Origin of the sequence: Rhizobium sp. WCS2018Hpa-16, assembly GCF_031843705.1 — a bacterium.
Taxonomy (GTDB): Bacteria; Pseudomonadota; Alphaproteobacteria; order Rhizobiales; family Rhizobiaceae; genus Agrobacterium; species Agrobacterium tumefaciens_C.
In genome coordinates this window covers 161,237-181,846 of sequence record NZ_JAVTIX010000004.1, presented here as the reverse complement: position 1 = coordinate 181,846, position 20,610 = coordinate 161,237, and the positions used below count along the sequence as shown (strand labels likewise).

The following is a 20,610-nucleotide window of genomic DNA, read 5'->3' as shown; positions in this document are numbered from 1 at the left end:
GAAAAGCGGGCCGCATTTTTCCTGGAAATACGTGATGGGTGAGAAGCAGCAGCCACATGATGCAGGCCGTCAGCGTCTCGATAAATGGCTGTTCTTTGCCCGTATGATCAAATCCAGATCGCTCGCACAGAGCTATATTCAATCGGGCAATGTTCGCATCAATGGCAACCCCATTCGCCAGTCCAGCCATCTTTTAAAGACCGGCGACAGGCTCGAACTTTCTTTCGAACGGTCAACCCGCATTCTCGTGGTGCTGGCATCGGGTGAGCGGCGCGGACCGTACGAGGAGGCCAAGCTCCTCTATGATGACCAGACACCACCTCCAGTGCCCAGCGATCGCTTCACCCCTCTGGAACAGGCCATGCGCGAACCTGGCAGCGGACGGCCGACGAAGAAGGAGCGCCGTGCGCTCGACAAGTTCATTTCAGACAGCGGCGAAGGCTTCGAATAGCGGTGCCGATGGGCCGCGCAGAGGTGAGGCCACCAGCGCAGCTGGAATAAATGACCCAGATCAGCCCCTTTTTTGAAACCGTTTGTCCTTGCTATCTTGTCACAAAGGCATTACCTCACATGCCAAAATGCCCTGTCTGAAATCCGGGCAAAGGCTTGTTTCTCAAGCCCTGTGGCCCGGCCTGCATATCTGGAGTCCATCATGACGTATGTCGTGACCGATAACTGCATTCGCTGCAAGTATACCGACTGCGTCGAAGTCTGCCCCGTCGACTGTTTTTATGAGGGCGAGAATTTTCTGGCGATCAATCCCGACGAATGCATCGACTGTGGTGTGTGCGAACCTGAATGTCCCGCAGAGGCCATCAAGCCAGACACGGAGCCGGGTCTGGACAAGTGGCTGACGTTGAATGCCGAATATGCTGCCATCTGGCCCAACATTACCGTCAAGCGCGATCCTATGCCTGAAGCCAAGGAAATGGATGGCGTTTCAGGAAAGCTCGATCTCTACTTCTCGGCAGAGCCGGGTAAGGGCGACTAAGCACACCCTACGCTGTGATCCTCTGGATTAGTTCTAAAACAAAAAGCCTCCGAGCAGTAGCTGCGGAGGCTTTTTGTTGCGCTTGTGGCTATTGTCCGCGCCCGGACTGAAGTGTGGTGGAGAGCAAGGTCAGCAATGCCACGCTTTCCTCCAGGCTTTGCCGCTGACGGCTTTGGAGGATGGCAGACTGTAATCGGTTCATCTCGCGCGCAATCGCTGCTGGCTGCCACGTGCGCAGCGCGCGTTCGATGACGGGCTTGCGGCGGAAGTGAATGCCGCGCCCGAGTGTCAGCATGACCTGGCCTGCCTGCTGCTTCTTGTCATCCATTTCCGCCCGCATCTGGTCCAGCAGCTGGAACTGGCGAAGACAGCCCTGCAGCACCAGAAAGATCGGCGTCTTGGATGCGATGATTTTCTGGGTGGCGTGGAAGAAGGCGTTGCGATCCCCCTTCAGGATGGCATCGACTGCGTCGTCTGCCGAAACCGTGCTGGCATCGCCAATGATGGCCAGCACGTCGTCTTCCTCGATGACATCATGTCCGCGGCAATACAGCGCCAGCTTGCGCACCTCGTTGCGCGAGGCAATGCGGTCTCCACCCAGCGATTCCGCCAGTCTTTGACGGGCGGCTGGGGAAATGCGCAAGTGTTCGGTGGAAAGCTCCTGATCGATCAGGGCATTCAAGGCGCGGGCATCGTCCGCATAGCAGGGAATGGCCGCGATAGAGCGGGAGGGTTCTGCAATCTTGCGAAGGCCTGTGCCCTTCTTGAGGTCACCAGCCTCAATAATCAGGAAGCTTGCTTCAGGTGGGTTATCAGAGAGAACCTGCAAGGCATCGACAAGCGCCTTTTCATTGGCGGCACCTTTGACCCAAATCAGCTTTTCGCCGCCGAACAGGCCGATGGAATTGACTTCATCCAGAAGCCGTCCGGGATCGCCGTGGAGATCCGTTGCCGTCAATTTCAGGGATGCAAAGGCATCGTTGGGGTCTATGCCGGTCTTGGATGCGATGAGCGAAGCGCGTTCCGAGACAAGGCCACGATCTGGACCATAGAGAACGAAAACGCGAAAACGCTCCGCCGGTTTCTCGGCGAAGCGTTCGAATTCATGCGACTTGATTTCCGTCATGATCGCTCTCAGCGGCTGAGCGTGGCGGCAATATCCGTCTGGATAATTTCGGCAAGCTCTCTTGCTGCACGGTTTTCACCATCACGAATGGCGCGGATCTTGGCGAATTCCTGCTGGGGCAGATCAAGCATGGCGGTGACGGTGCGCGTCGCCGCGCGCAGAACCTGGCCATCAGACACGCGCGTCAGCACGTATTTGCCGGTCATGCTCACGCGACCGGGGAAGGGGCCGTCATAGTTGTTCTTGCTCACCGAAAGGCTGGTATCGTCAGTCACTTCCGTGGATGTCGCGCTTGATTTGACCGTGATCTTGACGTCGTATTCCTTGCTGGTCGGGGCACCGGCTCCGCCATAGGCCAGGAAGACGAGGTGATTGCGCACTTCTTGCGTGACGCGGTCACCCGCATCCGCAAATTCGACGGTTTGCAGCTTCTGGCGCGTGCCGGAAGCTTCGCTGTAAAGCGGACGCACCTGACATCCAGCCAGCAGACCAGCGCACACAGTGACGGATATTGCGGCGGCTATGCGGCCCCATCGGGAATAGGCATCAAACAACAATGTTCACAATCCTTTGTGGAACCACAATGATCTTCTTGGGCGCAGCACCTGAAAGAGCTGCCTTGACGGCGTCCAGTTCAAGCACGGCTGCGCGCACGGCATCTTGATCCGCATCGCGCGCGATTGTCAATTCGCCACGCTTCTTCCCATTGATCTGGACGGGCATCACCACCTCATTTTCCTCAATGAGTGCGGGGACGAAGACCGGCCATGGGCTTTGCGCGACAAGGCCTTCATTGCCCAGCGCCGTCCAGCATTCTTCGGCCAGATGCGGTGTCATCGGTGCGATCAGGCGCACGAGAATTTCGGCCGCATCGCGGGCAGCGGCCTTCATATCCTCAGATTTGCCACCAGCGGCCACCTCTGCAAATGGACCGGCCAGCGTGTTGACCAGTTCGTAGATGCGGGCAATCGCCTTGTTGAAGGCAAGCTTGTCCAGATCGTCCTGCACGGCTTTGAGCGTCTTGTGGGCAGCCTTGGAAACGTTCAGGCCTTCGCCCTGCGTGGCAGGTGCTGGCTTGACGAATTTCAATTCTTCCGCCGCCTCACCGATGATGCGCCAGACGCGCTGGACGAAACGATGCGCCCCCTCAACACCGGCCTCAGACCAGATCACGTCACGGTCCGGCGGGCTGTCCGACAGAACGAAGAAGCGGGCGGTATCAGCACCGTAAGACGCAATTATATCGTCGGGATCGACAACGTTCTTCTTCGACTTCGACATTTTTTCAATCGAGCCGATCTGAACTTCGTCACCGCCTGACAGCAGGAAGGCGCGGCGTTTGCCGTCTGTTTCCTCAATGCGGATATCGGCAGGCACGACCCACTGACCGTTCTGACCTTCGCCAAGACGGTATGTTTCATGCACGACCATGCCCTGCGTAAACAGCCCCTTGAAGGGCTCCTTCACGTCCACATGGCCGGTTGCCTTCATGGCGCGGGTGAAGAAGCGCGAGTAAAGCAGATGCAGGATCGCGTGCTCGATGCCGCCAATATACTGATCGACCGGCAGCCAGTGACTGGCCACCTTTGGATCTGTCGGGTTTTCTTCCCAAGGGGCCGTGAAGCGGGTGAAATACCAGCTGGAATCGACGAATGTATCCATCGTGTCGGTTTCCCGGCGCGCGGCATGACCGCATTGCGGGCAGGAAACATGGCGCCAGGTGGGGTGGCGATCCAGCGGATTGCCTGGCACATCAAACGTCACGTCGTCGGGCAGCTTGACCGGCAGGTCCTTCTTGGGAACAGGAACAACGCCGCAGACTTCGCAATGGATGACCGGGATCGGGCAGCCCCAATAACGCTGACGGGAAATGCCCCAGTCGCGCAGGCGGAAGTTGACCTTGCGTTCAGCCTGAGGCGCATCGCCCAGCATATGTGCCGAGAGCTTTGCAACGACAGCCTCAAAAGCGCCAGTCGTCGTCATTCCGTTCAGGAACTGCGAATTGATCATGACGCCGTCATCAACGAATGCGGTGTCGCCGATGGCAAAGGTTTCAGCGTTCTCGCCTTCCGGCATCACGACAGGAACGACAGGCAGATCATATTTGCGTGCGAAATCCAGATCGCGCTGGTCGCCGGACGGGCAGCCGAAGATGGCGCCTGTGCCGTAATCCATCAGCACGAAATTGGCGATATAAACCGGTATTTCGATCGTTGGGTCGAGGGGATGAACGACCTTGACGCCGGTATTGAAGCCGCGTTTATCAGCGGTTTCCAAGGCAGCCAGAGACGTGCCCTGACGGCGGCACTCATCGCAGAACTCGGCAATCTCGGTGCTGGTTTCAGACAGCGTTCTGGCCAGCGGATGGTCCGCTGCGATGGCCAGGAACGACGCGCCAAACAATGTGTCGGGGCGCGTGGTGTAAACGGTAATGTCGTCAAAACCGGCAGGGGCGGTGGAGGCCACGGTCTGCCAGCGCAAGGACAGGCCTTCCGACTTGCCAATCCAGTTCTTCTGCATCAGGCGGACTTTTTCCGGCCACTGATCCAGTTGGTCCAACTCGTCCAGCAAATCCTGGCTGAAATCGGTGATGCGGAAGAACCACTGTGTCAATTCGCGCTGTTCGACCAGAGCGCCAGAGCGCCAGCCGCGTCCATCGATGACCTGCTCATTGGCCAGAACGGTGTGATCGACAGGATCCCAGTTGACCTTGGACTGCTTGCGGTAAACAAGGCCCTTTTCCATGAAATCGATGAACAGCGCCTGCTGCTTGCTGTAATATTCCACATCGCAGGTGGCGAATTCGCGGGTCCAGTCCAAAGACAGACCCATGGATTTCAGCTGGCCGCGCATGGTGGCAATGTTCTGGTAGGTCCAGTCCTTGGGGTGGACCTTGTTCTGCATGGCGGCGTTTTCCGCGGGCATGCCGAATGCGTCCCAGCCCATGGGGTGAAGAACGTTGTAACCGCGTGCGCGCTTGTAGCGTGCAACGACATCGCCCATCGCATAGTTGCGAACATGGCCCATGTGGATACGGCCCGATGGATATGGAAACATCTCAAGGACGTAATATTTCTCGCGCGTGTCGCTGTTGTCTGTCACGAAGACATTGTCTTCGTTCCATTTTTGCTGCCAGCGCGGCTCGGCGTCGCGAGGATTATAACGTTCGATGGCCATACTTCTGAAATCCGGGTATCAAGGGGAAAATTTGCGCTGACCTTCACCATGAAATAGCCTAGGCGTCAAGTTTGGCAGGGCTTTGGATGGGCGCAATGTTGGTTTACAGCGTTCAAATGGTGACAATGGTGCTTGGCATCAAGGCTTGCGGTCGCTACTGAAACCCTATCCCTGTATTTAAGCGAAGGTCTGATATGGAAATCGAAGCGCGTCTTGAAGACATCACGCAGCGAATTGCGACAGTTGCCGAGAAAGCTGACCGTGAGGCTGGCAGCGTGGCGCTTGTGGCCGTTTCGAAAACCTTCGAGGCGGATACAATCCAGCTGGTGATCGATTGTGGCCAGCGCATTTTCGGCGAAAACCGGGTTCAGGAAGCGCAAGGCAAGTGGCCTGCGCTGAGGGAAAAAACCGGCGGTATCGAGCTGCATCTCATCGGTCCTCTGCAATCCAACAAGGCTGCCGATGCCGTTGCGCTGTTTGATGTCATTGAAACCGTGGATCGCGAGAAAATTGCCCGTGCTCTTGCGGATGAGTGCAACAAGCAGGGCAAAGCGCTTCGTTTTTACGTGCAGGTGAATACCGGCATGGAGCCACAAAAGGCCGGCATCGATCCGCGTGAGACCGTGGCGTTCGTTGCCATGTGCCGGGATGAGCTGAAGCTTGATGTCGAAGGCCTGATGTGCATTCCGCCTGCGGAGGAATACCCCGGACCACATTTTGCGCTGTTGGCAAAGCTGGCAAAAGAATGCGGCGTGGAAAAACTGTCCATGGGCATGTCGGGTGATTTCGAAACGGCCATTGAATTCGGCGCGACAAGCGTGCGGGTCGGATCGGCGATCTTCGGCACGCGCTGAAACCTTCTACCCCTTAATGTAAAAAGCCACGGCATCGATGAGATGCCGTGGCTTTTTGTTGCGTGGTAATGGGCGCAAGCCCCTGCTATCAATCGAAGGCGATCAGCTTGTCCGTTGATGTGACGGGCTTGCCATCCACCGAAACCTCGACATCCGACGAACCTTCAGCGCGCTTGATGGCGACTTCCCGCACCTTGCCGTCCAGTGTGATCTTTGCCGAGAAGCCATTCCAGCTTTCTGGCAGAGATGGCGTGATGTGCAGTTTGCCATCGATGCGGGTGATGCCGAGAATGCCCTCGACAGCCGCACGATAGAGCCAGCCAGCAGAACCTGTGTACCAGCTCCAGCCACCACGGCCGGCATAGGCGCCCGCGCCATAGACATCCGCAGTGACCACGTAAGGCTCGACACGGTATGTCTCGGACGATGAGCGGTCCAGCGCGTGGTTGACCGGGTTGAGCATGGAGAAGCACTTCCATGCATCCTCGCTGCGACCAAGCTTTGCCAGCGCCATCACCACCCAGGTGGCGGCATGGGTATATTGGCCGCCGTTTTCGCGCACACCTGGCGGATAGGCCTTGATATAGCCCGGGTCCTGCGGCGAGCGGGAGAAGGGAGGCGTGAAGAGGCGGATGATGCCCGTTTCTTCATCGACAAGCTCCCGCATCACGGCATCCATGGCCTGTGTCGAGCGCTGCTCTTCACCTTCGCCAGACAGAACACTCCAGCTCTGGCCGAGCGAATCAATGCGGCATTCCTCGCTGGTGATGGAGCCGAGCGGGGTGCCATCATCAAAGTAGCCGCGACGGTAGTATTCGCCATCCCATCCTGCGGTTTCGAGCGCTGCACGCAGCTTGTCGCGGTGGGTCTTCCATGCCTCGACACGGTCGAGATCACGGCGTTCCTCAGCGATGTCGATGAAGTCGCGCAGGGTTCCGGCGAGGAACCAGCCGAGCCAGACGCTGGTGCCCTTGCCCGCAACGCCAACCCGGTTCATGCCGTCGTTCCAGTCTCCACCGAGGATCAGCGGCAGGCCGTTTTCGCCCGTGCGCTGAATGGCAAGGTCGAGTGCCAATGCGGCATGCTCATAGAGGCTTGCCGATGTGTCGCTCGTTTCCGGCTGGAAGAACGCATCATGCTGTCCGGGTGTCAGAGCGGGACCCTTGAGGAACGGAATGTTCTGCTCAAGAATGGCCTTGTCGCCCGTCGCCACGATGTACTGGTGGGTCGCATAGGCAAGCCAGACCACGTCGTCGGAGATGGTCGTGCGAACGCCCGCTCCCGTCAGTGGCAGCCACCAGTGCTGTACGTCACCTTCCGCAAACTGGCGACCGGCTGCGCGCAGGATCTGCTCGCGGGCCAGTGCTGGCTGGTAGAGCAGGAAGGCCAGCGTATCTTGCAGCTGATCTCGGAAACCGAACGCACCGCTCGACTGATAGAAGGCCGTGCGGGCCATGATACGGCATGCCAGTGCCTGGTAAGGCAGCCAGCTGTTGACCATGTGGTTGAAGCCAGCATCCGGTGTCTCGACCTGCAACTGGCCTGTAAAGCCGTTCCAGAACGCCTTGTTTTCGGCAAGGACAGCATCGAAATCCGCGTTGCGGATATCTTTCACGAAAGCACGGGCTTCTTCAGACGTATCCGTATCACCCAGATAGAACAGGATATGCCGTTCTTCGCCGGGCTTTAGGTGGATTTCCTGCATGACAGCGGCACAAGGCGCGCCATCAAGCTCAACGCTGCCGGAGAGGGCTGCGCCGGACAGGATGGCCTGCGGGGCATGGACCGATCCGTAGCGACCGATGAATTCCCGCTTGCTGGTTGTGAAGCTGGTTGCCTGTTCCTGAAGAGCTAGGAACGAAGTGCGGGCGCTGTAATCGATGCTGTACGGGTTTGATGCGAACAGCGCGCCCGTTTCCTCATCATGCGTGCTCAGAATGAACGGCGCTGATTTCTGGGTGTTGTTGCCCAGCACCCATTCTACATAGCCGTAGGTCTTGAGGCGACGGTTCTGCGTGCCGACGTTGCGGACGGTCAGGCGGGAAAGCTTGACTGGCCGTTCACGATCCACGGTCTGCGTGACTTCGATATCGAGCCCGTCATCGACGCTGCGCATAACCGAGTAGCCAAGCCCGTGGCGGGTTTCGAAGACCGCCTCGGGATTGCGCGACAGGGCCGCGAATGGCGAGTGAATTTTGCCACTCTCGACATCGGCAACGTAGATCGCTTCACCGGGACGGTTGACGACTGGATCGTTGCTCCATGGCGTCAGCTGGTAGTCGCGCGAGTTGCGGCTCCAGGTAAACCCGGCGCCTTCTGCCGAGATATGGAAGCCGAAACGCTCATTCGAGATGACGTTGATCCATGGCTGCGGCGTGGCCTGACCACCATGCAGACGAACGACATATTCATCGCCAGCCTTCGTGAAACCGCCAAAGCCGTTCCAGAAGTCCAGATCATTGGCATCCTCGACCGGCTCACCGTGCTGGAAGGCCGGTGCCGGCAGGCGAGCCTGCGCCGATTCGCTGCCTTCGGGACCGCGAGTGGCTGCAAAGAGAGAAACAGCGCGGTTGACCTGATCAACGATCTTGCCGTTGCGAACGTGAAGGACAACACGCGAGGCGGCGAGCAGGGCGGACCATGTTTGCTCATCGATGAGGTCACGACGAACGGAGAAGACGTGCGGACGTCCGCCATCTGCCGGATTGATGCGGCGCTGCGCTTCGGAGATGAAGTCGAGCGCATGCTGCATATCCTGAGCGTAGGAGGCTGCACGCTCATTGACGATAACGAGATCGAAAATGACGCCGCGTGTGCGCAGATATTCATGCGCACTCAAGGCTTCGCGGGCGATATCCATGTCCATATCGTCGTTGATGCGAAGGCTGAAGATCGGGAAATCGCCCGAAATGGCCAGCGGCCACAGCGAACGCTGCGAGGCAAGACCGGTCTTCAGCGTATCGGCATCAGCGCGAAGGTGCATGTCAGGATAGACAAGGTAGCGGGCCAGATGTTGGAAGGCCGCTGCCTGCTGCGATGTTACGCCCACATGGCGCATCTGCACCTGCGTGCGGGTCCAGGCGTGGACCAGTTCGTGCGCAAAGGCATCCGGGTGGCGGTAGCGATCAATCGCCTTGTCGACGTCTTCGCGGCTTGGTGCGGCGATGGTCCAGAAGATCACGCTGACCTTCTTACCTGCTGGAACGCGCACGACGCGGCGCAGCGACAGGATTGGATCGAGCGTAAAGCCGTCCATTCCCGAAAGCGTTGCGCCCGGATCGAACGCGGCGGCTTCGCCGAGCGAACGGCCACGGCCCAAGAACTTGGCACGATCCGTTTCGAACTCCGTCGGGCGTGCTGGGCCGGCATTGTCTGCCGCCAGATGCGCGATCACAGTGCCGGGTTCGCTCGGGCTGCGCTTGTTGCGCCAAGCACGAATGACATCACCACGCTTGCCGATTTCCGTCTGCACGAACATGCGCGAGAACAGCGGATGGGCGTTGTCATCGTCATCATTGGCGATGACAGGTTCCAGATAAGAGGTGACCTCAATGTAGCGATCTTCCGAACCGACATTGAGAAGTGTCACGCGGCGGCCTTCAGCATCGTGCTCTGTCGCGACGATGCACTCGACCACACTCTGCAGATCGCCAACGGTCTTGTGGAATTCTGCCTTGTCGTCCGTGAAGACCGTCTTGGTCTTTTCCCCCGCTGCGACGCGTGGTTCTGCCGTGGCACTCCACCAGTCGCCAGAAACGGTATCGCGCAGGAACAGGAATGTGCCCCAGCGGTCTTCAGTCGGGTCTGCCTTCCAGCGCGAGATCGACACGCCATTCCATCTGGAATAGCCAGCGCCCGTGGCGGTCAGCATGGTGGAGTAGTGACCGTTGGAGAGGAACACGACTTCGCGGTCGCGCAGCGCAGGATCAGCGATGGTGCGGACTTCCGCACGCAGCAGATCGGCCTGTTCCTTGCCGGGCGTTTCCGGCTCGTATTTCGCGCTCATGACGGGCACTTCGCGCGGCGCCTTTTCCTGAAGAAGCAATTCTGCGGCTTCGATGACAGGATCGGCGTGGAAGAGTTCGCGCAGGATGCCGTCCATCACCACGTTGGCAACGGCTGCAATCGACATGCCATGGTGGTGCGCATAGTAGTTGTAAACGACGGCGCAAACCTTGCCATCCGGCACGCGGGTGGGGGTAAAGTCCACGGCATCATGGAAGCCGTATTTGCCGAGCGCGCCTAGCGCACGCAGCTTGTCGAGGTTTTCAAGGGCGCCCTCGGGATCGTACTGCGATGCCAGGATCGACGCGTAAGGGGCGATAACTGCGTTCTGACCAAGACCACGCTTCAGGCCCAAAGTGGGCACGCCGAAGTTGGTATATTGGTAGTTCATGTTGTGGTCGCGGGCGTTGAAGGCGGCCTCGGAGATGCCCCATGGGGTGCCAAGACGGCGACCATGGTTGATCTGCTCTTTGACGATCAGATTGTTCGTCTGGTTCAGAATGCCGCCATGACGCTCCTGCATCACGAGCGGCGGCATCAGATATTCGAACATTGAGCCAGACCAGGATACCAATGCGCCCTGCGCGCCGATTGGCACCACCTGACGTCCCAGGCGGTACCAGTGCTCCGTTGGCAGATCGCCCTTGGCGATGGCAAAGAGACTGGTCAGGCGGCATTCAGACGCCAGAAGGTCGTAGCAAGCTTCGTCGAGTTCCTGGCTGTCCACGCGGTAGCCGATGGAAAGCAGGCGGCGATCCTTGCGGTAGAGGAAGGCAAAATCCATCGAGAAGGCGAGATCCCGGCTGCGTTCGCACAGCGAAATCAAACGTTCACGCAATGGATCGATGGTGGAGAGATCAAACGCGCTGTCGGAAATATGCGCTTCGCAGCAATCCACCAGCGACTGTGCCCAGCGGGTGACTTCCGCACTCTGCCCGGATTTGACTTCGAGATCGAGATTGGACGCCAGCTTCTGGATATCGCGCGCCAGAACGGCGAGATTGATGACGCGGATCGAGGCAAACTCGTGCTCGCGCTTGACGGAGGCCAAAGCCGCAGAGAAGCCGATGATACGCTCTTCCAGACGGCGGTGCAGCGGACGAAGGTTCTTGCGATCATCAGGCAGTTCCTTCAGCGTTTCGCGCAGGATGCCTGCAACGTCGCCGATGCCGTCGAGATTGCCCTGAAGATGAGCCGATGGCGCTTCCGCCCACTGGCGGCAGGCAGAGGAGATGGCGATCAGGTGACCGGCGAGGTTACCGCTGTCGACAGCGGAAACGTAGCGTGGTCCAAGCGTCTGCAAGGTATCATTATGATACCAGTTGAACAGATGGCCGCGATATTTGTCCATCTTCTCAACCGTCTCGATGGTTTTTTCCATCCGCTCGACGGTTTCCGAGAAGCTGATCCAGCCGAACTGACGCGCCGAAATCACAGACAGCAGATAGACGCCGATATTGGTCGGCGATGTACGGCTGGCAACCAGAGGCTCAGGTGTTTCCTGATAGTTATCAGGCGGCAGATAGTTCTCAGAGGATGTTACAAAGGCTTCGTAGTAGCGCCATGTCCGGCGTGCAATCTTGCGCAGCTCGCTGGAAACATGTTCCGAGACGAACAGGCGATCTTCGGTCTCGGCAGACTGGCTAACGTACCAGGCAACGACCGGCGAGAAGATCCACAGCAGGGCGAAGGGTAGGCCGACCAGAAACGCGTTGTCGCCGGGAAGACCTGCAAAGATCAGACCGAGCAGCGCGACCACGGGGGCGTGCCACATCTGGCGATAATAATCGAAGATGCTGCCCTGCGCGCTGGATTGAATGCTGGCGGCGGTGCGCCATTCCAGCATCAGCTTGCCGCTGACCAACAGGCGGTAGAGGGAACGGACGATAGCATCTGCCATCAGGCAGGCACTGTCGGCAATGAAGACGATCCGCAATGCGACCTGTGCATTGGTTGCCCGCACTTCCGACCAGAGCGTGTGGAAATGGGCCTGAGGCACAATGTCGGTGGAGCGCGGAACAAGGCCCGAAATCAGCGACAGGGTCGGGGCGACGAAAAGCGAGAAGATCAGCAGAATTTGCCAGATCAGCGCACCCAGCGGGCCCATGAAGTACCAGCCGAGAACGGATGCGACGAACCATGCAACCGGTGTCAGCGAGCGACGCAGGTTGTCGATCATCTTCCAGCGACCAATGGCGGTTACGCCGCGCTTGGGGTCCATGATGTAAGGCAGGAGCTGCCAGTCGCCACGCGCCCAGCGGTGCTGACGCGAGACTTCGACCTCATAACGCGTTGGAAAGTCTTCGACGAGTTCAACGTCTGTGACCAGTGCGCAGCGCGCGAACGAGCCTTCCAGAAGGTCATGGGACAAGACGGCGTTTTCTTCGATACGGCCCTTGAGCGCCGTTTCGAACGCGTCAACGTCATAAAGGCCCTTGCCTGTGAAAGTGCCTTCGGAGGTCAGGTCCTGGTAAACGTCCGATACGGTGAAGACGTAAGGGTCGATACCGCGATTGATGGAGAAGACGCGCTGGAAGACGGATGCGTCCTTGCCGGTGGTGAGCGACGGTGTAACGCGCGGCTGGAGCAGACCGTAACCGTGGATCACGCGGCCGGTAACAGGGTCGTGGACCGGACGGTTGATCGGGTGGTGCATCTTGCCGACGAGCTTGGTGACGGCGTCGCGCATCAGGCGGGTATCGGCATCCAGCGTCATGACGTATTTGACGTTGTCAGGCACCATGTTGGCACCGTTGAGGAAGGTCGTATCCTTGTCGCCACGCAGCAGCATGTTCAGTTCATGCAGCTTGCCGCGCTTGCGCTCCCAACCCATCCAGCAATCTTCCGCCGGATTGTAGAGGCGGCGGCGGTGGAGGAGGAAAAACCGCTTCTTGCCGTCAAATGCGTAGCGGGCGCTCAGTGCTTCGACTTCGCGCTTGGCATATTCTAGAATTTCGATGTCTTCAGGCGTCTGTTCGAACTTGGCATCGCGCCAGTCGCTGATCAGCGCGAAATAGATTTCGCCATGCGGGTTGGCGAGATAATGCACCTCGATGTTGCGGACCATTTCGTCCACGCTGTCGCGGCTGGTCAGCATGCAGGGAACGGCCAGCAGGGTGCGGGCGTCCTGCGGGATGCCTTCCTTGAACTCGTAGCCAACCAGACGGAATGGTTTGACGAAGAAGGTCACGACCGTGTTGAACAGGCCGGTTGCGCCTTCGGAGGCTGGCAATGCGAACATCAGAAGGAATGCGCTCACGACATACCACGGCATGCCGGCATCAGCGAGGAACCAGCCAACCGCAGCCATGGCAAGAGCTGTCAGCACCATCACGGGCACGGCAACCGAAAGCCAGTTGAACTTGCGCATGAAACGCACAATGCGCTGCGAAACCAGCGGGTTGTAGCCAATCCGGTCTTCCAGCTCCTGCCGGCGCTGGCCGATCAGGAAGCTGCCGACATTGGGGGCATGTGGGTGGACCTGATCGGACGCGGTGGTTTCCGTCACCATGTCGATGGCGGACTGCGCCACCTCGATTTCCGACTGGGGCGAACGGCGCGCCAGAAGTTCGATCGTGTTGCGGTAGGTGTTGCGCGATCCGAAATCCAGAGTGTTATAGTCGGTCTGCTCACGCAGAACCTTGTCGATATGGCTGACTTCCTCGAACCAGACCGACCATTCCGTATCATCGATTTCACGCAGGCTTCGGACGATATTGCCCATCGTCACATTGCCGGAGGCGAGGCGGTTATGCTCCGCCATCATGATGTTTTCGGCATCGGTTCCGGCGCTGCGAAGACGCTCTTCCAGCCAGTTCAGCGCAGAACCCGAGGTCTGCGAACCGTTGCGCAGGCGGTAGAGGAACTGGGTCGAGAATGTGGGGTCGTCTACAAGGCCGTCATTCTGCTTCAGAAGCGCTTCGGACGCGTCGGCATCGTTGAGGCGGATGATCTCGTCGACGACCTCATTGGCGCGCTGGCGCATGCGGCGCGAACGCTCGACGCGGATCGAAATGCGGCGCAGGTTTTCAATCAGCACAAAGCGCAGGATGGATGGCAGCGCCCAGAGTTCACCGATCTGGAGTGTCTTCGACGTCTGGTAGCCCTCAACCAGTGCCGTCATGCTCTCGCGTGAGATCGTGCTGTGCGTATGGGCGACATAGAGCCATGCCAGCGCCATAACCCGGGGTATCTCGACATTGCCGATTCTGACCGTCGGCAGCTGGCGGTAGAACTTGCGCGGGAAGTCGCGACGGACCTCCTGAATGGCCTCTTCAATCACATAGTGATTGTCCAGAAGCCATTCGGCAGCAGGCGTGATCGTCGCGCCATTTTCGGCGTCGACAGCCGTCGTGCGATAGACGCGCAGGATTTCCTTTTCGTTTTCACGATGGCGCGCGAAGAAATCGAACTCCATGAAGCCGGGAAGGCTATCCGCCCCGGATCTGGAGAGTTCGGCTCCAATATCCCTTAACTCTTCGATTGTGAAGTAAACGGAGCGTATCGAATCATTGTGATCGATCTGCTTTGCTTCTGAATCACGGGCGGCGGCGGTCGGGGTAATATGAAATGACATCGGGCTCGTATTCTGCACTCTGTGAGGGGCTGGTCGATCTAACCGGACTTGTTTCAGATTGCTCTTGAAGATTGAAACAGTTTGGACGCTTTATTTCTCGCTGATCCTGAACCTATGCTGAACCATCGCGAACCAGCGGCGATGTTTGCGTGACGTATTGCGACACATTATCATGGCAATTTTGGGCATGGGTGTGCACCAGGTTGAAGCAAATCAATTGCTTGGGAGGCGCAAACGGGTTTTGCGCGAGACCGCGCACCCTCTTCATGATTCAATTTCGCATACTCCCCCAAGCGAAAAACACCTCATGCCGATCGTGTTCTATCTCGCCATGAAAAACCCCTGATGTCTACGTCTTTCTGCACGGCAGAAGGGCGACGTTTAATGGAATGATTTCATGCACGATCTGTTCCATGCCACCGGTTTCACTTCTGTGCAAGAGGCCAGATCAGCGGCGCATGGTGGATTGTGTTTGCCCTGCCCAGCCTTACCTCGCATCGGATTTTGTGCTAGGCAGCCGCATGGATAAAATGCCTGTCACCCCATTGCCGGACTTCGAAATGACCCAGTTTAAAAATGCCGATACCGTTGCCAACCACATGCCTGATGTCATGGCGATCCGCCATCATCTGCATCGCAATCCTGAAATTGGCCTGTCGGAATTCCAGACCTCGGATTTCGTTGCCCAGAGGCTTTCTGAGATGGGCTATGACGTCACACGCGGCCTTGCGGGCACCGGCGTCGTGGCCAGCCTGCGCAACGGCACGAGCGGACGCTCCGTGGGCATTCGCGCTGATTTCGATGCACTGCCGATCCTTGAGGAGACGGGGGCGGACTATGCCAGCCTCAATCCGGGCGTGATGCATGCCTGCGGCCATGACGGGCACACGGCAATGCTGCTGGGGGCGGCGAAGATCATTGCCGAGCGCCGCAATTTCGATGGTACGCTGCATCTCATCTTCCAGCCTGCGGAAGAAAACTTCGGCGGCGCGAGGATGATGATCGAGGACGGGCTTTTCGAGCGTTTCCCCTGCGATGCGGTGTTTGCGCTTCACAATGAGCCTGCCCTGCCATTCGGGCAATTCGTGCTTCGGGATGGGCCGATCATGGCCGCGGTGGATGAATGCAAGATCACGGTCAACGGTTTTGGCGGCCATGGCGCGGAGCCGCAAAGTGCTCTTGACCCAATCGTTGCCGGTGCCAGCATCATCATGGCGCTTCAGACGATTTCGTCTCGCAACATTCACCCCATGACACCAACCGTGGTGACGGTCGGGGCGTTTCACGCCGGTGTCGCCAGCAATGTCATTCCTGAAACCGCCGAAATGCTGCTGACGATCCGCTCATTCGACCCATCTGCCCGCGACGAGCTGGAGAAACGGATCAGGCTGATCGCTGAAGGGCAGGCCGCGAGCTATGGCATGAGCGTGACGCTGGATTATCAGCGGGGTTATAATCCCACCGTCAACCACGCAGCGGAAACGGCCTATATCGCGGATCTCGCAACCCGCTTTGCAGGTGCGCAGAATGTTGCGGAGATGGCGCGCCCCAGCATGGGTGCGGAAGACTTTGGCTATATGCTTGAGGAGAGGCCGGGGGCTTATTTCTTCCTCGGAACGAAGCGCACCGAGAACGACCCTCCGCTGCATCATCCAAAGTACGATTTCAATGACGACGTATTGCCGATCGGCACCGCGTTCTGGGTTGAACTGGCTGAAGATTATTTGAAAAGCCGGTAAGGGCCGCCGCGGGGATCAGCCTATGACCCCGCAGATGACGGCAGCGACGAAAGCGAAGCACAGGCCAGCGATGACGGCGTGAACGGCGGACTTCCAGCTCCATACGGATGCAGGCGACGGCGTGAAATCTTTGATCTTTCCGGCTTTGGAATAAGACATCGAACCCTCCCTTGGATAACATTTGGCCGAAGCGGCAAGTGTTCAGGCTATGACTTAGTCTATCGTTAATCCGGGCAGTCTTTGCAGAGACAGATTTTCGTATGTCGAGGCAATTGTAAAAAATACCTATCGTCACAAGCCTCCAAACTCGTGACGAACTGCCAATTGCCAGGACATAACGTGGAACAGGGCGTCCGGTTCAATGGATGCCCTGATGGACGTAATGTTGCAGTGAGTGTGGCCAGAGGCGCGTTGTTTCGTCAGTCCGCAAAGCGCGCGAGTGCTGCAGCCATGACGGCTGGATCGACATTGCCACCGGATGCGACGGCAATGACCGTGTCTGCGTCGATCTCATCGCCTCGAAAAAGGGCGGCTGCCAGTGCGACGGCACCGCCGGGTTCGATCACGACCTTCAATCGCAGAAAGGCGAGCACCATGGCTCTGAGTGCTTCGTCTTCGGTCACGGCCATTCCCTTGCCGCAACGCCCGGTCATGATTGGAAAGGTGATGCTGCCCGGTTGGGGTGTGATGATGGCGTCGCAGATCGAACCCGATAGGGCTTCGTTGCGTTCGATCTTTCCCGAAGCCAGAGAGCGGGCCACATCGTCGAATTTTTCAGGCTCGCAGGTCCTGACGGTGTAGCGCGGCGCCTTTGCTTCCAGTGCCAGCGCGATGCCGGATGTCAGGCCACCACCGCCGCAGGGAACAAGCACGTCGGCTGTCTCGATGCCATGCTCGCGCCCCTGCTCGGCAATTTCGAGCCCGACGGTTCCCTGACCTGCAATGACCAGAGGCTCGTCAAAAGGCTTGATCAGGGTCAGGCCGCGTTCTTCTGCGAGTTTTGTGCCGATGGCGTCGCGGTCGTCCTTGGCGCGGTCGAACAGAACGACTTCGGCTCCGTAAGCTCGTGTATTGTCAATTTTGATCTTCGGTGCATCCTGCGGCATGATGATGACGGAGGGCACGCCGTGCAATGCAGCCGCGAGTGCGACCCCTTGCGCATGATTGCCGGATGAAAAGGCGATCACGCCCCGCTTGCGCACATCTGGCGTGAGGGCCGATACCGCCGACCAGCCACCACGAAATTTGAAAGAGCCTGTCCGTTGCAAGCATTCGGCCTTCACGAAAATCTTTCGACCGGCGATGTCATCCAGAAAGGGCGATGATAAAAAGGGTGTGCGGCTTGCTTCATCGCCAATGCGCTGGCGGGCCGCTTCAATCATCGCAATGTCTGTCACGCTATCCTCATCGGCATGTCATTCGGCCCCGCTCAAGCGGTCTCGTCTTGGCCGAGAAAGTCCCCGGCGACGCCGAGGACTTGTAGCAAAGGTTTGTTTCAAGCCAGCGTATAAGCTGTCTTCACCGTTGTGAAGAACTCGCTGGCATATTTTCCCTGCTCGCGTGGGCCGAAGGACGATGCCTTGCGACCACCAAAAGGAACGTGGAAATCAACGCCCGCGGTCGGCAGGTTGACCATCACCATGCCGGCTTCGGCATTGCGCTTGAAGTGCGTTGCGTGCTTGAGGCTTGTCGTGGCGATGCCGGAAGACAGACCGAATGGCGTGTCGTTGGCGGCAGCAAGAGCCTCGTCATAGTTCTTGACGCGGATGACAGCGACGACAGGCCCGAAGATTTCTTCCTGGGAAATGCGCATGCTGTTTGTCGCTTCGGTAAACAGCGCTGGCTGGAGGAAGAAGCCGGGTGTTTCGCACTTGACGAGTTCGCCGCCGAAGGCAAGCTTTGCGCCTTCCTGCTTGCCGATTTCGATGTAATCGGTGTCCTGCTTCAACTGCTTTTCGTCAACGACTGGACCAACATGGGTGTTCTTGTCCAGCGCGTTGCCGACATTGATTTTCTTTAGACGCTCGGTCAGGGCTGCGACGAACTTGTCGTGAATGCCTTCTGTAACAATGAGGCGCGAAGACGCGGTGCAGCGCTGTCCGGTGGAGTAGAAGCCGGAATTGGCAGCGGCTTCGACAGCGACATCCAGATCTGCATCATCCAGAACGACGAAGGGGTTCTTGCCGCCCATTTCCAGCTGGAACTTGCGGTTGAAGGGCAGGGACGATGCCGCAACGCGCTGGCCTGTGCCAGTGGAGCCGGTAAAGGTGATGCCAGCCAGATGCGGGCTGTCGAGCATGGCCTGACCAACGACAGAGCCACGACCCATGACGAGGTTCAGGACGCCCTTTGGCAGACCCGCGCGGTGCAGAATATCAACGATGGCCCATGCGCAGCCCGGTACCAGATCGGCAGGCTTGAAGACGATGGTGTTGCCATAGCAAAGGGCGGGAGCAATTTTCCAGGCGGGAATGGCAATCGGGAAGTTCCAAGGAGTGATGATGCCGATAACGCCGAGCGGCTCGCGGGTGACTTCGACGCCGATATTGGGACGGGCCGACGGAATGACTTCGCCCGCAAGGCGCAGGGCTTCACCGGCGAAAAAGTCGAAGATCTGGGCGGCGCGGATGGTTTCACCAATGCCTTCAGCAAGAACCTTGCCTTCTTCGCGTGCCAGCAAAGCGCCGAGTTCTTCCTTGCGCGCGAGGATTTCGTCGGCGGTCTTTTTCAGGATTGCGTGACGTTCCAGAATGCCCGAACGCGACCATGCGGGAAATGCGGCCTTGGCTGCGGCGATGGCCTGCTTTGCTTCTTCTGCACCGGCTTGCGCATAAACACCGACGACTTCGTTGGTGTCAGATGGATTGATGTTTTTAGACCCGTCGGATCCGACCCACTCGCCGTTGATAAGGTTCTGATGGATTGTCATGAACATGCTCCTTTGCAAACAGGGGCCGCACCCATGTGCGCCGCTGCTTTGTGATTGACCTTTGACACCATGGAAGATGCCGCCGCACCTTGCGATGCTGCTAAAAATCTCGGTTACCTTACGTCATAATATGACTGGATAAAAGTCACCATATGACTGGCCGCCGGTTAATTCTGTTCGGATCGCTAGTGTTGTCGATTGTTCAGCTTCTCCAAGTGAAGAAGAATTCCGCTATGGTCGATATCGGCGCCGCCATCATTCACGAATTCATCGAATGCCTGCGTCACCTGCTGCGTCAACGGCAGTTCCAGCGACAGGTCTTTCGCCGTGGCCAGCACGCCGTTGAGATCTTTCAGCTGAAACTTGGATGGTCCTCCCGGCACGAAATCACGTTTGACCATGCGCTCGCCATGCAGCTCCAGAATCCGGCTTTCCGCGAAACCGCCGCGAATGGCGTTGCGAAATCCCTCACGCGAGGCTCCACCCGCTTCCACCAGCATCATGGCTTCCGCGACGGCACCAATGGTGATGGCGACGATCTGCTGGTTGGCCAGTTTGCAGAGTTGCCCCGCACCAGACGGGCCGACATAGGTCAATCTGCCCATGGCGGCAAAGACGTGTGAGAGCCCTGAAATAACGGCTTCATCGCCGCCAGCCATGATCGCAAGTGTCCCTGCCTTTGCCCCGACGACACCACCCGATACGGGCGCATCGATATGGCGGATGCCGAGCGCTTCAAGCTGCTTTGAGTGTTCGCGTGCAATTGGGGGAGCAATCGAGCTGCTGTCGATCACAACAGCATTCTTTTGGAGCGCCGCGGCAATGCCTGCGTTAAACAGCATGTCGCCGACCGCGTTGCCATCACTCAACATGGTGATGACGATATCGGCACCTTTTGCGGCATCCGCCGGTGAAGATGCCAGAACTGCGCCCTCGGCGACCAGCGCCTGCGCTTTCTCGATGCTGCGGTTCCAGACCCTGACGCTGAAGCCAGCCTTGAGCAAATTGTTGGCCATCGGGCCGCCCATCAGTCCGGTGCCGATGAAGGCGATGACGGGGTTAGTTTTTTGATCCATGTCGGTTTTCCTCCGGGCCGCCAGTGTGCACATTTTGGTTGCCGCCGAAAGGGCGGATCATGCCCAGAACAGACCTCTCCGACCGTCGGCAAACTTTGCTTTTCACACCCAATGCGATGGAATAATCATGCCGAAAC

Annotated in this window: 12 protein-coding genes; 4 read left to right on the top strand and 8 right to left on the bottom strand. The window is 58.3% G+C overall.

Annotated features, from left to right (window positions below):
- The first annotated feature begins 34 nt into the window (after positions 1 to 34).
- Both RQI55_RS14855 and fdxA read left to right on the top strand, forming a co-directional pair.
- Positions 35 to 451, top strand: coding sequence for an RNA-binding S4 domain-containing protein (locus RQI55_RS14855; protein WP_243258085.1), 417 nt, complete (start codon positions 35 to 37; stop codon positions 449 to 451).
- Between the two features lie 201 nt (positions 452 to 652).
- Positions 653 to 991: a ferredoxin FdxA gene (gene fdxA, locus RQI55_RS14850; protein WP_042615693.1), complete on the top strand. Its 339-nt coding sequence runs from the start codon at positions 653 to 655 to the stop codon at positions 989 to 991.
- Positions 992 to 1,079: 88 nt separating this feature from the next.
- Here the strand turns inward: fdxA and holA are convergent, their stop codons facing one another.
- The 3 genes from holA to leuS are packed head-to-tail and all read right to left on the bottom strand — an operon-like array spanning position 1,080 to position 5,294.
- Complete coding sequence (gene holA / locus RQI55_RS14845) at positions 1,080 to 2,117, bottom strand: DNA polymerase III subunit delta (RefSeq protein WP_243258084.1); 1,038 nt, start codon at positions 2,115 to 2,117, stop codon at positions 1,080 to 1,082.
- An 8-nt stretch (positions 2,118 to 2,125) separates the two neighbouring features.
- On the bottom strand, positions 2,126 to 2,674 hold the full coding sequence (locus tag RQI55_RS14840) for a hypothetical protein (RefSeq protein ID WP_236727858.1): 549 nt from the start codon (positions 2,672 to 2,674) through the stop codon (positions 2,126 to 2,128).
- The gene (leuS, locus tag RQI55_RS14835) at positions 2,664 to 5,294 is read right to left on the bottom strand and encodes a leucine--tRNA ligase (protein WP_243258083.1); all 2,631 of its coding nucleotides are present in this window, start codon (positions 5,292 to 5,294) and stop codon (positions 2,664 to 2,666) included. The genes RQI55_RS14840 and leuS overlap by 11 nt, the downstream gene beginning before the upstream one ends.
- Positions 5,295 to 5,488: 194 nt before the next feature.
- Here leuS and RQI55_RS14830 point away from each other — a divergent pair, with 194 nt between their 5' ends.
- Positions 5,489 to 6,148, top strand: a complete 660-nt coding sequence (locus RQI55_RS14830) for a YggS family pyridoxal phosphate-dependent enzyme (protein ID WP_243258082.1) — start codon at positions 5,489 to 5,491, stop codon at positions 6,146 to 6,148.
- Between the two features lie 88 nt (positions 6,149 to 6,236).
- On the opposite strand, the gene RQI55_RS14825 is transcribed toward RQI55_RS14830, so the two are convergent.
- Entirely contained in the window at positions 6,237 to 14,729 is an 8,493-nt protein-coding gene (locus RQI55_RS14825; protein ID WP_311273129.1) for a GH36-type glycosyl hydrolase domain-containing protein, read from the bottom strand.
- A 560-nt stretch (positions 14,730 to 15,289) separates the two neighbouring features.
- On the opposite strand from RQI55_RS14825, the gene RQI55_RS14820 reads away from it, so the two are divergent.
- A complete protein-coding gene (locus RQI55_RS14820) occupies positions 15,290 to 16,468 on the top strand; it encodes a M20 aminoacylase family protein (protein ID WP_243258080.1) in 1,179 nt (392 codons plus the stop codon).
- Positions 16,469 to 16,483: 15 nt separating this feature from the next.
- Here the strand turns inward: RQI55_RS14820 and RQI55_RS14815 are convergent, their stop codons facing one another.
- The 4 genes from RQI55_RS14815 to RQI55_RS14800 form a co-directional block, all read right to left on the bottom strand.
- Complete coding sequence (locus tag RQI55_RS14815; RefSeq protein ID WP_042615568.1) at positions 16,484 to 16,627, bottom strand: hypothetical protein; 144 nt, start codon at positions 16,625 to 16,627, stop codon at positions 16,484 to 16,486.
- A 260-nt stretch (positions 16,628 to 16,887) separates the two neighbouring features.
- Positions 16,888 to 17,865: a threonine/serine dehydratase gene (locus tag RQI55_RS14810; RefSeq protein WP_243258079.1), complete on the bottom strand. Its 978-nt coding sequence runs from the start codon at positions 17,863 to 17,865 to the stop codon at positions 16,888 to 16,890.
- Positions 17,866 to 17,963: 98 nt separating this feature from the next.
- A complete protein-coding gene (locus RQI55_RS14805) occupies positions 17,964 to 19,397 on the bottom strand; it encodes an aldehyde dehydrogenase family protein (protein ID WP_192065285.1) in 1,434 nt (477 codons plus the stop codon).
- A 185-nt stretch (positions 19,398 to 19,582) separates the two neighbouring features.
- Positions 19,583 to 20,473: an NAD(P)-dependent oxidoreductase gene (locus RQI55_RS14800; RefSeq protein WP_243258077.1), complete on the bottom strand. Its 891-nt coding sequence runs from the start codon at positions 20,471 to 20,473 to the stop codon at positions 19,583 to 19,585.
- Positions 20,474 to 20,610: the final 137 nt, after the last annotated feature.